Source organism: Curtobacterium sp. MCBA15_016, from assembly GCF_001865105.1.
GTDB lineage: Bacteria > Actinomycetota > Actinomycetes > Actinomycetales > Microbacteriaceae > Curtobacterium.
Genome location: NZ_MJGR01000026.1, coordinates 17,730 through 31,911, shown reverse-complemented (window position 1 = coordinate 31,911; position 14,182 = coordinate 17,730). Strand labels below are relative to the sequence as shown.

General features: G+C 72.6%; 14 protein-coding genes and 1 tRNA gene. 7 read left to right on the top strand and 8 right to left on the bottom strand.

What is annotated here, in order from left to right:
- Positions 1-102: 102 nt before the first annotated feature.
- From mscL to BIV03_RS11600, 3 genes are all read right to left on the bottom strand, one after another.
- A complete protein-coding gene (gene mscL / locus BIV03_RS11610; RefSeq protein ID WP_070417867.1) occupies positions 103-606 on the bottom strand; it encodes a large conductance mechanosensitive channel protein MscL in 504 nt (167 codons plus the stop codon).
- A gap of 72 nt (positions 607-678) precedes the next feature.
- Complete coding sequence (locus BIV03_RS11605) at positions 679-996, bottom strand: FmdB family zinc ribbon protein (protein ID WP_071295817.1); 318 nt, start codon at positions 994-996, stop codon at positions 679-681.
- 1 nt (position 997) lies between these two features.
- Positions 998-1,582, bottom strand: coding sequence for a 5-formyltetrahydrofolate cyclo-ligase (locus BIV03_RS11600; protein ID WP_070417869.1), 585 nt, complete (start codon positions 1,580-1,582; stop codon positions 998-1,000).
- Positions 1,583-1,696: 114 nt separating this feature from the next.
- On the opposite strand from BIV03_RS11600, the gene galU reads away from it, so the two are divergent.
- The 4 genes from galU to BIV03_RS11580 all read left to right on the top strand — a co-directional run bounded on the left by galU (position 1,697) and on the right by BIV03_RS11580 (position 4,681).
- Positions 1,697-2,587, top strand: a complete 891-nt coding sequence (galU, locus tag BIV03_RS11595; RefSeq protein ID WP_022907539.1) for a UTP--glucose-1-phosphate uridylyltransferase GalU — start codon at positions 1,697-1,699, stop codon at positions 2,585-2,587.
- Positions 2,588-2,657: 70 nt separating this feature from the next.
- A complete protein-coding gene (locus BIV03_RS11590) occupies positions 2,658-3,317 on the top strand; it encodes a GNAT family N-acetyltransferase (protein WP_070417871.1) in 660 nt (219 codons plus the stop codon).
- A gap of 130 nt (positions 3,318-3,447) precedes the next feature.
- Positions 3,448-4,557, top strand: a complete 1,110-nt coding sequence (locus BIV03_RS11585) for a hypothetical protein (protein ID WP_071295816.1) — start codon at positions 3,448-3,450, stop codon at positions 4,555-4,557.
- 51 nt (positions 4,558-4,608) lie between these two features.
- A tRNA-Ala gene (locus tag BIV03_RS11580) sits at positions 4,609-4,681 on the top strand.
- A 60-nt stretch (positions 4,682-4,741) separates the two neighbouring features.
- Here the strand turns inward: BIV03_RS11580 and BIV03_RS11575 are convergent.
- Positions 4,742-5,125: a hypothetical protein gene (locus tag BIV03_RS11575; protein WP_071295815.1), complete on the bottom strand. Its 384-nt coding sequence runs from the start codon at positions 5,123-5,125 to the stop codon at positions 4,742-4,744.
- Between the two features lie 73 nt (positions 5,126-5,198).
- Here BIV03_RS11575 and BIV03_RS11570 point away from each other — a divergent pair, with 73 nt between their 5' ends.
- The gene (locus BIV03_RS11570; protein WP_071295814.1) at positions 5,199-6,239 is read left to right on the top strand and encodes an amidase domain-containing protein; all 1,041 of its coding nucleotides are present in this window, start codon (positions 5,199-5,201) and stop codon (positions 6,237-6,239) included.
- Positions 6,240-6,404: 165 nt separating this feature from the next.
- Here the strand turns inward: BIV03_RS11570 and BIV03_RS11565 are convergent, their stop codons facing one another.
- Positions 6,405-7,604, bottom strand: a complete 1,200-nt coding sequence (locus BIV03_RS11565) for a hypothetical protein (protein ID WP_254790865.1) — start codon at positions 7,602-7,604, stop codon at positions 6,405-6,407.
- Positions 7,605-7,729: 125 nt separating this feature from the next.
- Between BIV03_RS11565 and BIV03_RS11560 the strand changes: the two genes are divergently transcribed.
- The gene (locus BIV03_RS11560; protein WP_071295813.1) at positions 7,730-8,578 is read left to right on the top strand and encodes an alpha/beta fold hydrolase; all 849 of its coding nucleotides are present in this window, start codon (positions 7,730-7,732) and stop codon (positions 8,576-8,578) included.
- Between the two features lie 142 nt (positions 8,579-8,720).
- Here the strand turns inward: BIV03_RS11560 and BIV03_RS11555 are convergent, their stop codons facing one another.
- The 3 genes from BIV03_RS11555 to BIV03_RS11545 form a co-directional block, all read right to left on the bottom strand.
- On the bottom strand, positions 8,721-10,583 hold the full coding sequence (locus BIV03_RS11555; RefSeq protein ID WP_083403383.1) for a glycoside hydrolase family 2 protein: 1,863 nt from the start codon (positions 10,581-10,583) through the stop codon (positions 8,721-8,723).
- A 76-nt stretch (positions 10,584-10,659) separates the two neighbouring features.
- A complete protein-coding gene (locus BIV03_RS11550) occupies positions 10,660-11,115 on the bottom strand; it encodes a MaoC/PaaZ C-terminal domain-containing protein (protein WP_070417876.1) in 456 nt (151 codons plus the stop codon).
- 4 nt (positions 11,116-11,119) lie between these two features.
- Positions 11,120-12,661, bottom strand: a complete 1,542-nt coding sequence (locus BIV03_RS11545) for a CHAD domain-containing protein (protein WP_071295812.1) — start codon at positions 12,659-12,661, stop codon at positions 11,120-11,122.
- Between the two features lie 192 nt (positions 12,662-12,853).
- Between BIV03_RS11545 and BIV03_RS11540 the strand changes: the two genes are divergently transcribed.
- Positions 12,854-14,125 carry a phosphotransferase gene (locus BIV03_RS11540; RefSeq protein WP_071295811.1) on the top strand — a complete coding sequence of 424 codons (1,272 nt, stop codon included), beginning with the start codon at positions 12,854-12,856 and terminating at the stop codon, positions 14,123-14,125.
- Positions 14,126-14,182: the final 57 nt, after the last annotated feature.

Below are 14,182 nucleotides of genomic sequence, written 5' to 3'. Positions count from 1 at the left end.
GCTCGCGCCGGCCGCGCGCTGCCGCCGGCCGTTCGCACAAGCAAAACCCGCCCGAGCCACGTGATCGCGTGGTTCGGGCGGGTTTCGGTTGTGCGGGAGCAGCTAGAGCTTCGTCGTGCCGCCGATACCGGGACCCTCGGGAGCGGTCGACGGCGCCACGTGCGCACCGCCACCGGTGTTCGCGGGCACGCCGTTCTGCGAGCGGAGCAGGTCGCGGATCTCGAGCAGCACCTCGACGTCGGTCGGCGGGACGTCCTGCGGCGTCTGCTCCTCGTCGTTCTTGACCCGCTCGAACGCGACCTTCTTGAGGTGGTTCACGGGGAGCACGAGGGCGAAGTACACGACGGCCGCGACGATGACGAAGTTGATCACCGCACCGATCACCGAGCCGAACATCAGGGTCGCCGGCTTGCCGCCCGCCACGGTCGGGATGTCGACCTTGAGCGCGTCGTCGAGGCTCGACGCGTTGAACACCGCGCCGATCGCCGGGTTGATGATCGCGTTCACGATGACGGTCACGATGGCGGTGAACGCTGCACCGATGACGACTGCGACGGCCAGGTCGATGACGTTGCCGCGGAGCAGGAACTCCTTGAAGCCCTTCACGGGACTCCTTCCGGGTCGAGGACGGCCGCCGGACGGCGACCCCATCAACCTACCGAGGAGTCCGGACCCCGGTCAGGACCCGGCGGGCTTCGGCGTGGTCGAGGCAGCGGGCTTCGCTGCTGCGGGCTTCGACTCGGACTTCGCCGGCGTCGAGGACGACGACGAGGACGACGACTCGGACGAGCCGGACGACTCCGACGAGCCCTTCGGCGCCGCCCGGGAATCGGTCCGGTAGAAGCCGCCCCCGTTGAACGTCACCCCGACCGGCGAGAAGACCTTGCGCAGCACGCCGCCGCACGCCGGGCACTCGGTGAGCGTGGCGTCGGAGAACGACTGCTTGATGTCGAAGGCGTTGCCGCACTCCGTGCAGCGGTACGAGTAGGTGGGCACCCTAGCTCCGGAAGGTGATGATGCGCGACGGCGTGATGATGCCGTCGACGGGTTCGTCGTGGGTCTCGCGCGGGACCTCGTCGAGGTACTCCGCGTCGAAGATCACAGCATAGACGGGCGGGCGGTTCGCCATCGACCCGAGCGTCTTGTCGTAGTAGCCGCGTCCCCAGCCCATCCGGACGCCGTCGTGTCCCACCGCGGCGGCGGGGGCGAGGATCGCGTCGACGTCGTTGATCGCGAGGGGGGAGAGCACCTCGCCGACGACCTCGGGCACGCCGGCCAGCCCCTCGGCCTCGGAGGCGCCGTCGCCGACCGCCCAGTCGAGCAGGCCGTCCTCGCGGGTGATCGGCAGGAGCACCCGGATGCCGCGCTCGAACGCCCAGTTCAGGAACGGGCGGACGTCGGGTTCCTCGGGTGCGGAGAGGTACAGCGCGATCGACTCGACCTGGCGCTCCTCGGCGAAGCGCTGCAGGGTCGCGGTGAGCGCCGCGGTGTCGGTCTCGCGTTCGGTCGTGGTCCGGGTGCGCCGCCGCTGCCGGAGCTCGGCTCGCAGGGCGCGCTTCTCGTTCCCGAGATCGGCGATCATGCCGAGGAGTCTACCGAGGGCACGTCTTGCGGCTTTCCGCCGCCGAGCGCGAGAAGCCGTGTCCTCCGTAGCGACGACATGCCCCCTCCAGGGGTCATCCGATACCGTCCAGGCATGGGCTTCCAGATTTCGAAGGCCGTGATCCCCGCCGCAGGCCTGGGCACGCGCTTCCTCCCCGCCACCAAGGCGATGCCGAAGGAGATGCTCCCCGTCGTCGACAAGCCGGCCATCCAGTACGTGGTGGAAGAGGCCGTCGGCGCAGGGCTCACCGACGTGCTGATGATCACGGGCCGCAACAAGAACGCGCTCGAGAACCACTTCGACCACGTGTCCGAGCTCGAGGAGACCCTCAAGAAGAAGGGCGACCACGAGAAGCTGCAGAAGGTGAACCAGTCCACGGACCTCGCCGACATGCACTACGTCCGCCAGGGCGACCCGCTGGGCCTCGGCCACGCCGTGCTCCGCGCCAAGATGCACGTCGGCCGCGAGCCGTTCGCCGTGCTCCTCGGTGACGACATCATCGACGCCCGCGACCCGCTGCTCAAGCGCATGATCGAGGTCCAGGGCGAGAAGAACGCCACCGTCGTCGCCCTGCTCGAGGTCCCGGAGTCGCAGACCCACCTCTACGGCATCGCCACGGTCGAGGAGACCGACACCGACGACGTCGTGAAGATCACCGGCCTCGTCGAGAAGCCCCCGCAGGGCGAGGCACCCTCGAACCTGGCCATCATCGGCCGCTACGTCATCCGTCCCGAGGTCTTCGACGTCCTCGAGAAGCAGGAGCCGGGCAAGGGCGGAGAGATCCAGCTGACCGACGCGCTCATGAAGATGGCGAACGCCGAGGAGTGGACCGGCGGCGTGTACGGGGTCGTGTTCCGTGGACGCCGGTACGACACCGGTGACAAACTCGACTACATCAAGGCGATCGTCCAGCTCGCCTCGGACCGCGAAGACCTCGGCCCCGACCTCAAGTCGTGGCTCAAGGAGTTCAACGCGGGCGAATAGACGACCCGTCGCCGAACGGGTCCGGGGAACACCCCCGGGCCCGTTCGACGCTCCCGGAGGAACCAGCGCGATGACGACGATCCCGACCCTGTCCCACGGGCGGGTCACCATCCGGCCCCTCCGACTCCGCGACACCCGCGACCTCGACGTCGCCCTCGCGAGCAACCGCTCGTGGCTCCGCACGTGGGAGGCCACGAACCCCTCCGGTCACGTCTCCACCGACGTCCGCGGCAGCATCCGCGCGCTCCAGGCCAACGCCCGCGCGGGGCTCGGACTCCCGTTCGCGATGGAGCTCGACGGCCGCTTCGTCGGGCAGCTCAACGTCTCCGGCATCACGTACGGCTCCCTCGCCAGTGCCTCGATCGGCTACTGGGTCGTCGAGGACGCCGCCGGCCACAACGTCACGCCGATCGCCGTCGCGATGGCGGTGGACCACTGCTTCCGCGTGGTCGGCATCCACCGCATCGAGATCTGCATCCGTCCCGAGAACGCCCCGTCGCTGCGGGTGGTCGAGAAGCTCGGCTTCCGGTACGAGGGGCTCCGCCGCCGGTACATCCACATCAACGGCGACTGGCGCGACCACTTCTGCTTCGCCCTCGTCGCCGAAGAGGTCCGCGAGGGCGTCCTCGAACGCTGGGTCCGCGGCCAGGTCCCGCCCGGCGTCGGTTCGGTCCCGCTCGCGGCACGCGACGAGGCCGCGATGCCGCTGCACACCACGCCCCGCGTCTGACCCGCGGGTCCGGTCCGTCCGGCCGGGCGGCCCGGGAGGCGCGGCTCGCCCCCGGTGATTTCGTCACGACACGCGCAACACGCGTCCGGCAATCACCGGCCGGGGGAACGCCCACCCCTACCGTGTCCCCATGGCAGGTATCGGCTCCTGGGGCGGCGGCATCGTCCTGCTCATCGCGGCCGTGCTCTGGCTCGTCTACCTCATGCCGTCCTGGGCGGCCCGTCGGCAGTACCTCGCCACGGAGCGGAACGCGATCCGGCTGCAGCAGACCCTCCGCATCCTCGCGCAGACCGCCGAGCTGCCGGACGAGGTCCGCATCGAGATGAACGCGAAGTCCCTCGCCGAGGCCCAGCGGGTCGCGAAGTCGGAGGAGGCGAAGCGCACCGCGATCGTCCGCGCCCATGAGGCGGCCCGGCAGCGGGAGATCACCCGTCGACTGGCCGAGCAGGCACCCGTGCTCGAGCGGGCCTCGGCGGTCCCCGCACTCACCGCGATGCGCATGCGTCGGTCCCGACTGGGGGCGACCCTGCTCGGCACGTTCGGCCTCGTCGTCGCGGTCGTCGTGTTCGTCGCGGCCCCCGCCGCCTGGCTCGTCGGTGTCGCCGGCCTCGTCGCCGCCGGTGGGTCCGCAGCGGTCCTCGCCCAGCTGCACCAGGTGGCGAAGGCGCGGAAGGCCCGGACCGCGACGGTCGTGCCGGAGTCGAGCCGCGCCTCCAGGCCCGCGAGCGAGTGGACGGACCCGGCGCCGCCGCTGTCGACCGAGCAGCCCGCCGAACCCGCTCGTGACCGCAGCTGGACGCCGAACCGCGTCCCGAAGCCGCTGTACGTCGAACGCCCGAAGGTCCCGGCGGCCACGCCGGAGTCCTCGGCGGAGCTCGCCGCCCGCCTGAAGGAGCGGGTCGCCGCGGCCAAGGCGGAAGCCGAGGCCGAGGCGGCCGCGATCCGTGCTGCCGAGACCGACCCGTCGCTCGCGCGGGTGTCGCCCATGCGCCCGGACGTCGAGGAGGCCGTCGCGTCGCTCTCCGCGCACGACCAGGGGCGGCTCGCCGAACGGCTGGGTCTGCGTGCGCCGGCCGGGACGGGAACCCCCGTCGCGCAGGCCGCTCCCGCTCCGGAACCCGCTGCTCCCGCCGCGCCCCCGGCGCCGCCGAGCAAGTGGGCCGGCATGGGAGTCCTCGGCGAGGACGCCTACGAGCAGGCAGACCTCGACGCCATCATGCGTCGCCGCCGCGCCGTCTGATCGCTCGATTTCGGATCGGGCCGACGCGGGTGCTAGTGTGAATGCGTTCTCGGGGCTATGGCGCAGTTGGTAGCGCGTCTCGTTCGCAATGAGAAGGTCAGGGGTTCGAATCCCCTTAGCTCCACTCCGAGACAGAAGGCCACCCGATCGGGTGGCCTTCTGTCGTTCCCGGGGCGGGCCCGCGTCAGCCGGGGACGCTCTCCGTCAGGATCCCGGCCTGGGCGAGCTCGCCGTGGATCGCGTTGGCGGCCTGCTCGAAGGCGCGGTTGCCGCGCGAGATGCCGAGCGCGCCGCCCTTGAGCGCCGACTTGCCGGCACCGCGCAGGAGCCGAGCGACCGTCCGACCGTCCGGCGTGACCATGATCTGCACGTCGAGGCGGGTGTGGAAGGTCCGGTCGTTCGCCATGCCGCCGATGAGCAGCGTGAGGCCCATGCTGCCGCGGGTGGCGCGGAGGGCTCCCTGGTCGCCGTCGTCGACGGTGTAGCCCTCGCGGACGAGTGCGCCGCGGACGAGTGCGCGGACGTGGTCGGGGGCGGCTGCGACGAAGAAGTCGTGGCTCTCGGGCATGGGTGGTCTGATCCTCTCGACGGTGGTTCCTGCCAGAGATCATGCCGTGTCGTCGCCTACCCTGGGAAGCACCATGACTGCTTCCCTGACGCGCCGCTCCCTGCTGTCCCTCGCCGGCGTCACCGGCATCGGGCTCGCCGTCGCCGCGTGCTCGTCGGGGGACGGCGGAACGGGCAAGGCGTCCGGTGGTGGCACGAGCAGCGGTGGCGGTTCGTCCACGCCCACCGCGAAGCCGGTCGCGAAGTCGCTGAGCCCTGCGCAGGTCCCGCTCGCCGGCGGTGTGACGATCACCGTCGCCGGCTCCGGGCTGGCAGCGGTCGCGGGCGTCACGGTCGGTGGCATCGCCGCGCGGGACGTCCGGGCGACCGCCACGAAGGTGACCTTCACGGCACCGCACCAGGCGATGTACACGGCGGGTTCGGCGGACGTCGCGCTCTTCACGACCGCGATCGAGCCGTCACCGTCCGCCAACCAGTCCTCGGACGGCAACGGCAGCGCCGCGAACGACGGGCAGACCGGGGCGACGCAGGACTCCGCGACGGCCACGCCGACACCGACCACCGCGCCCGTCCCGGACGCCTCGACGGCGGTGGCGACCTCGACCCTGGCCTACGCGGCACTGACCGACGTCGACCGGCAGCTCGAGTACGCGATGGCGCACTGGAAGGACTACAACCTCGCCGAGTACGGCACCATGAACCCGATCGGTGGCGACTGCGCGAACTACGTGTCGCAGACCTTGATCGCTCGCGGCTGGCAGCAGCGCTCCGACTGGTACAACCGGTCGGCCGGGGCGGAGCACTCGGCGACGTGGACCTACTGCCCGACGATGGACCCGTGGCTGACCGCGAACGCCGCGGAGTTCGGACTCACCCGCCGCTCCCTCGACGAGCGCGACAAGGTCAACGTCGGCGACATCGTGTTCTACGACTGGAACGACAACGACTCGCCGGACCACACCACGATCGTGTCCGAGGTGTTCACCGAGGCGGACGGCACGGTCCGCATCAAGTCGGCGAGCCACAACCAGGACGGGCCGTACCGCGACCTCGACGAGATGATCACGGTGCAGCACCCGGGCGGGACCGCCTGGTTCCACACGTTCGACGCGTAGCGCTGGCGCGCGCCGGCGGCGCGCCGCGGGGCCGCGTTCGCGTTCGCGTCGAACCACGAAGGCGACACCGAACCACCGACCCGCGCTGGTTCGGTGTCGGTTCCGTGGTTCGACGTCGGCCCGCCGCGCCGGGCCGCGCCGCTCCGCGCCGGGCCGCGCCGCTCGTCAGGGGTACCCGAGGAACCAGAGCAGCACGACGGCGACCGGCTGCAGGCACACGCCCACGACGAGCCACACGACCGCCCGCCGCCGCGTCCGCACGAACACGTCCGACCCGAGCAGCGGCGCCGTCGGCATGAGCAACCGGGGCAGGGACTGCTGGGGCAGGAACACCGCCACGAGGTACAGCGCGTACGCCGCCGTGAACGCCCACACGTCCACCCCGAGGGCCCGGACCGACCTCCGCGTCCAGAACCACACCGCCCCCGCGAGCACGGCGACCACGAGCACGATCCCGAGCGGCCCGAGCCACGTCCCCGCCATCGTGAACCACGGCGTGAGCGGCGCGAAGTGCTGCCGCCCCACGAACCCCACCCACCACGACAGTTCGGTGTCGAGGTAGGCGTTCGGACGACCCGTCACGGCCGAGGCGATCACCGGCCACGCCAGCCCCGCCGCAGCCACCACCAGCCCCGACACGACGATCGCCACGGCGTCCCGCACCGGGAGCGCCCGACGCTCCCGCACCCACCGCACGACGAGGTGCACCGCGAGCGCCACAGCCAACGCCAGTACCCCCGGTTTCGTGAACGCGGCCACGAGCCCGAGCGGCGCGACCAGCCTGTAGCGCCGACGGACGAGCGCCAACAGGGCCCCGAACAGCAGCAGCAGGAACGTGCTCTCGGCGTAGGCCACCTGCAGCAGGAACGCGGTCGGACCGAACGCGAACAGCGCCGTCGCCCACCGCGCACGGTGCGAGCACCCCACGGCGAGCACCAGCCGGTAGAGCAGCACGCACGCCCCGGCCCCGGCGAGCGTCGCGACGAGCACGCCCGCGACCCAGAACGACCCGCCCGTCAGCGGCATGACCGCGCGCACGAGCGTCGGGAACACCGGCAGGAACGCCCAGGCGTTCGGGAGGACGTGCCCCGAGTCGTCGAGCGGCAGCGTCGTCGGGTACCCGTGCTCCGCGATGATCCGGTAGAAGGACGCGTCCCACGACCCCGAGAACGTGAAGAAGGACGGATCGCGTCGGGTCGACGCGAACGGCCAGCCGTTCGCCGTCGCCACGGCGTAGACCGTCGCGAGCAGGACCGTGCTGACCACGCGCGAGGCCAGCCACAGGAGCAGGGGAGTGGTCCAGCCGCTGTGGCGCGCCTCCAGGGCCGGCCTGGAGGCGCGGCTCGTCTCCCCGGCGCTCGTCACCGCCCGATCCTCGCACGTCCACGGCACGTCACCGGTGTCCGCAAGGCGTACGGTTCCAGCCTCGGTGAGGGCCCACGGCGTTGCATGGTCGGCGTTCCCTGGAAGACGCAACCACCGGAGGCACCATGCCGTTCATCACCGTCGGAGCCGAGAACGGGCACGACATCGACCTGCACTACGACGACTTCGGATCGGGCGACCCGGTCGTCCTCATCCACGGCTGGCCCCTGTCCGGCCGCTCGTGGGAGGGCCAGATCCCGGCCCTCGTCGAGGCCGGGCACCGTGTCGTCGCGTACGACCGTCGTGGCTTCGGGCAGTCGTCGCAGCCGTGGGGCGGGTACGACTACGACACGTTCGCCGCCGACCTCGACACCCTGCTCGACCAGCTCGGGCTGACCGAGGTCACGCTGATCGGGTTCTCGATGGGTGGCGGCGAGCTCGCACGCTACGTGTCCACCTACGGCACGGGCCGGGTGAAGAAGCTCGTGTTCGCGAGCGCGGTGCCGCCGTACCTCTGGAAGTCCGACGACAACCCCGACGGCGGGGTCGACCAGGACCTCGCCGACTGGTTCTCGAACGGGATCACCGGGGACCGCCCCGCGTTCCTGCACGAGTTCGTCGACCTGTTCTACACGGCGGGCAAGCCCTCGCTCGTGAACAAGCCCCTGGTGTCGGGCGACCAGCGCGCGTACGACCTCGCGATCGCCGAGCTCGCATCGCCGAAGGGCACGCTCGACTGCACCGTCGCGTTCGCCACCACGGACTTCCGCGACGACCTCACCAAGGTCGACGTGCCGACGCTCGTGATCCACGGCGACTCCGACGGCATCGTGCCGTTCGAGGTGTCGGGCAAGCGGACCGCTGCGGCGATCCCGAACGCGCAGACCCACGTCATCGAGGGCGGGCCGCACGGGGTGCTGGCATCGCACAAGGACGAGTGGAACGAGGCCGTCTTGCGGTTCCTCGCCTCCTGAGCCGCGCCTCCTGATCCGCGCCGAGACGCCGCGTCGGTCTCGCGCCGATCTCCGCGTCTCGTGAGCAGCAATGGTCGGGTCCGTTCGTCGGACCCGACCATTCCTGCTCACCGAGGACGTGCCTCCCGGCCCCTGCGTCGCGTCAGCGACCGGTGACCGCGCGCCGGATCTGCTCGATCGGCACCTTCGGGGTGCGGTCCGCGTTCAGCAGGCCGTTCGTCTCCTGCATCGTGTCCGTGAGCTGCGTGTAGCAGGACCCGGCGAGGAACGAACTCGCGCGGATCGCGTCGTACAGCGCCGTGATCCGGGCGATCCAGTCGTCGCCGTCGGCCGCGGTCGTGTAGCCCCAGCCGTCCTCGCGCTGGGCGCCCGGCTGGTAGTTCACGCCGCCGAACTCGGTGAGCATGACCGGCTGCCCGCGGTCGACCGCTCCACCGACCAGCACCCAGCGGTCGGACGGGCCCATGCCGTGGAACAGTGCCGCGCGCGCCGCGTCGTCGGCGTAGGTCGCCGCGAGCCGGGGCCCGTCGCCCTCGTAGTCGTGGATCGTGATGATGTCCGAGTCCGGGTGCTCCCACCCGTCGTTCGAGATCACCGGCCGTGTCGGGTCGATCGCCCGCGTGACGTCGGCCAACGACCGCGCGTAGGCCTGCTGCGCGGGATCGGTCGCGATGTGCTGCACGCCCCAGCTCTCGTTCGCCGGGACCCACGTGACGATCGACGGGTGCGACGCGTCGCGTTCGACGGCGTCCATCCACTCGCGCATCAGCCGCTGCACGGCCCGCGGCGAGAACGCGTACGCACCCGGCGCCTCACCCCACACGAGGATGCCGAGCCGGTCCGCCCAGTAGAGGAAGCGCGGGTCCTCGATCTTCTGGTGGTTGCGTGCGGCGTTGAAGCCGAGCTCCTTGATGAGCTCGACCTCGCGGCGGAGCGCCTCGCGGGAGGGGGCTGCGATGTGCGAGTCCGGCCAGTACCCCTGGTTGAGGACGCTGCGGACGTCGTAGCTCCGGCCGTTGAGGAGGAACGCGCCACCGTCGACGCCGACGGTGCGCACGCCGAAGTAGGACGCGACGGCGTCGATCGGGGTCGGGTCGCTACCTGATCCCAGCAGGGTGACCGTGGCGTCGACGAGCCGCGGTGCCTCCGGCGACCAGTGCAGTTCGTCCTCGGCCTGCCCGTTCGCCTGCCGGGCGATCGGGACGAGCACGTCGAACTCGTTCGCCGTCGCACCGAGCATGGTCTCGATCGTCGCGAGGTGTTCGTCGCGCTCGTCCCAGCGGGCGTCGACGCGGAGGCGCTCGCCGCCGGTCCGGACCCCGGCGAGCCGGACGGTCAGGCGGAGCGTCTGGTGGTCGAGGTTGGTCCAGCGGAGGTACTCGATCGACGTGGTCGGCACTGCCTCGAGCCAGACGGTCTGCCAGATGCCGGTGGTGCGGCGGTACCAGATGGCGTGCGGGTCCTCGTGCCAGTCCTGCTTGCCGCGGGGCTGGGTGAGGTCGTGCGGGTCGTCCTCGGCGCGGACGACGAGGGTGTGCACGGCGTCGGAGGCGGTCAGGACGTCGGTCACGTCGAACGAGAACGGCGTGTGGCCGCCCTCGTGCTCGCCGATGAACTGCCCGTCGATCCAGACCCGGGCGCGGTGGTCCACCGCGCCGAAGTGCAGCAGGAGCCGGGGTGCTGCGTCGCCGTGTCCGGCGGCCTCGAGCTCGGCGCGGCCGATGGTGCGGGAGTACCAGACGACGGGGTGGAAGCCCGGCTCGTCGATGCCCGACGCGACGGACTCGGGCGGGAACGGGACGACGATGTCCCGTGCGTCGGGGAAGCCGGTCCGCCAGGCGGGGTCGTCGCCGTCGTTGCGGAAGGACCACGTGCCGTCGAGGTCGGCCCACTGCGGGCGGAGCATCTGCGGCCGGGGGTACGTGCCGTCCTGCCGGGAGGCGAGCGGGAGGGCCTGCGGGGAAGCGGTGTCAGGTGCGGCGACGATGCCGTCGAGCGTGCTCATGCCTCCATGCTGGCGCGGCTGGTACATCGTTGTAAAGAGCGCGGCAACGATTCCGGGCGAGTGCCCGCCCGGCCTGTCAGGCGATCGCGGCGTCCCGCGTCAGGACCATGACGTCCATGCGCCCCTGCTGCACGGTCTCGCCCCGCTGGTTCCGGAGCGACACCGTCCGCTCGACGATGCCCGTCGTCCCGGAGCTCGTGAGCCGCGTCGACAGGATCTCGACCTCGCACGTCAGGGTGTCCCCGATGAACACCGGCGCCGTGAAGCGCCACTGGTCGATGCCGAGCAGCGCGACGGCCGAGCCCTCGAACACCCCGGTGCGGGCGATCAGGCCGAGGCAGAGCGAGGTGCCGAGCAGCCCGTGCACGACCCGCTGGCCGTAGCGGGTCCTGGCTGCGAACTCGACGTCGGTGTGGACCTGGTTGTTGTCGTTCGTCCACGAGGCGAACGACACGACGTCCGCCTCGGTGATGGTCCGGCCCGGGGTCGTGAAGGTCTGTCCGGCGGCGAGGTCTTCGAGGTAGTGCGGCACCCGGTCATCCTCGCAGACCGGTCGCCACGCGCGACCGCAGGCGGGCGACGAGGTGCTCGGCCCGGTCCCGCTCGCGCTCCACGACGGCGTGCTCGGTCGTGGCGAGGACCCCGGCGCCGAACGTGTCCGCCCCGCTCCTCGCCGCGAGGGTCGCCAGCTCCCGGTGGGCCGCGGTGGCGTGCGCCGCGTCGAGCACCTCGCCGAGGCTGTCCTGGACCCGCCGCAGCAACCCGAGGTGCCGCTTCCCGAGGTCCGTCGCCTCGTCGGCGGCCTGCAGGGCGTAGCGCAGCCGCCGCGCCGCCTTCCGGACCTCGTGCAGGTCGTCGAGCGTCTCGGTGCCGCCGTCGATCGCCTTCGCGACCCGCTTCCGCTCGCGCGCGATCCGGCGGACGGTGAACGCCTGGGCGTCGTCGTCGGCGTGCGGTCCCCGCGGCACCCGGGCGACGAGGTCGTCGAGGCGGTCCAGTGCCCGGAACCACGTCGCCGAGCGCAGGGTGTGTCGGAGGTCGGCGGCCGCCGCCGCGCGGGACTCGGCGACGTGCGCACCGATCCGGTCGAGGGTCTGGGCGTCGACGAAGCCCTCGGGAGCGCGGCCGGCCGTGCGGAGCAACCGGTCGCGCAGGACCTCGGCGTCGCGGGCGACACCGGCCACCCGCGAGACCTCGGCCAGTTCGGCGCGCAGGGGTTCGGTGGCGTCGCGGTCGAGGGCACCGCGGTACGCGGCCAGCACGCTCCGCAGCCGACGCAGGACCTTCCGGAGGTCGTGCACCGACCCGTGCTCGTCGGCACGCACCCTCGGGTCGACCGCGACGAGGTCGGCGCGCAACGACCGGAGGACCGCTCGCAGGGCAGCGGCCGCCGAACCGCGTCGCGGGCGTCCCGCCGTTCCCTTCCGACGCTCGGGTGCGGCACGGAGCGCAGGGTGCCCGGCCCCGCCTCCAGCCCGCCCGGCCCCACCACCAGCGCGCCCGGCCCCACCCCGGGCGCCACCACCCACCCCGGGTTCCGCCGCGTCCGCCAGCGCCCGCTCCGCAGCCCGGGACACCGTCCCGCCCCGCCCGTCGTCGCTCAGCGCCCACCACCGAGCCGACCGGAGCACCGCGGCGTCGGGCTCGCCCTCGTCCACACGGACGTCGGCCACCTCGGCCCGGAGCCGCCCGTCCCGCCCGCGCAGCTCGACGAGGGTCGTCGCCGTGTCCCGCACCCGGACGACCCGGACCGGGCGGCCGCGCAGGAAGACCTCGACAACGTCGCGCGGTACGTGGTCCGCATCGTGGTCGTCGCCGCCGTCGAGGTCCGGGGGCACCTCGACCGGTCCGTCACCGCGGTCGACGCTCCACCCGGCGTCCGACCGGAGGAGCTCGACGCCCTCGGCCGCGAGGGCCCGGTCGTCGGTGTCCCACAGGTGCTCGCGCAGCACCACGGGACCGTGCCGGAGGACGCGGTCGGCGAAGGGTTCGAGGGCGGGCAGCCGCCGGTCGTCGGCGATGCGCCACGTGCGACGGGGGTCGGTGCGGCCGAGCGGCTCCGGGTGCGGGGTCTGCATGCCGTCAGTGTCGTCCGCCGCGGGGCCCTCGTCACCGGGCCTGCCGCGTTCTGTGGATGCCCCACCCGGAACGACGCCCTGTGGAGGACAGCGGACGACCCGAACCCAGCGCCCCACGACCCCAGCGCCCAGCGCCCCACGCCCCACGACCCAGCGCACCACCCTCAGCCCCCGGCGCGTACGGTTCGCCCCATGAGCGACGAGGCACCCGTCCCCGCCCCCGGCGAGCCCACCGACCGCACCCTCGAGGGCTGGATCGCCCACCAGCGCTGGTACACGGCGAAGGGCGCCACCCCGCGGCTCCGCACCCTCGCGCAGCCCGCCGGTACCCGCCTCGTCCTCGACGACGCCCCGACCGGCCCCGTCCTCTACCAGGCGCCGGTCAGCCCCGACGCGACCGGGACCGTGCACGACGCGACCGCCGATCCGGACTGGATCCGGTCCCTCGCCGCGCGCATCGACGCTGACGACGAGAGTCTCGTCCCGATCGGCACCGTCCGGCGGTCCCGGGTGCTCAGCGGCGAACAGTCGAACACGTCGGTGATCTGCGAGACGGACACCGGCGCCGAGGTCATCGTGAAGGTCTTCCGCGTACTGCACCACGGCGACAACCCGGACGTCACCACGCAGCTCGCCCTCTCGGCCGCCGGCAGCGCCCGGGTGCCGCGCGTGTACGGCGCGCTCCGCGGGAGCTGGCCGGACCCGGGGCGCTCCGACGGCACCGCGAGCGGGCACCTCGCCTTCGCCCAGGAGTTCCTGCCGGGGCTGCAGGACGCCTGGCGCGTGGCGCTCGGCGACGCCCGCGAGGGCATCCCCTTCGCATCCGACGCCGAGCGGCTCGGGCTCGCGCTCGCCGAGGTGCACCGCACCCTCGCCGAGGCCCTGCCGACCGAGCCCGCCGACGACGACCGCCGTGCCGCCGCGATCGCGACGATGCACGGCCGGCTCGACGCCGCGGCACGCGAGGCCCCGGCGATCGGGCCGCACGTCGACGCCGTCCGTGCGGTCTACGCCCGGGCCGCCGACGCCGACTGGCCCGACCTCCAGCGCATCCACGGGGACCTGCACCTCGGGCAGGTGCTCGCCGCTCCGGAACCCCGCGGCTGGGTCTTCCTCGACTTCGAGGGCGAGCCGCTCCGCCCGCTCACCGAGCGCTCCCTGCCGGACGTCACGCTCCGGGACGTCGCCGGCATGCTGCGCTCGTTCGACTACGTCCAGGGTTCGCTCGCCCAGGACGCCGAGCCCGTCGACGCGGGGGAGTGGGCGCAGGAGGCCCGGTCGGCGTTCCTCGACGGCTACCAGCAGGGGACGGGATCGGACCTGCGTGCCCACCGGGAGCTGCTCGACGCGTTCGAACTCGACAAGGCCGTCTACGAGGTCGTCTACGAGACCCGGAACCGTCCCGACTGGGTCGGCATCCCGCTCGCCGCGGTCACGCGTCTGGTCGCGCGCAGCACGGCCTGACCGACGGGCCGAGGGCTGTGGCCCTGGACCGGACCGGATGACGGACGGGAGGCGCGG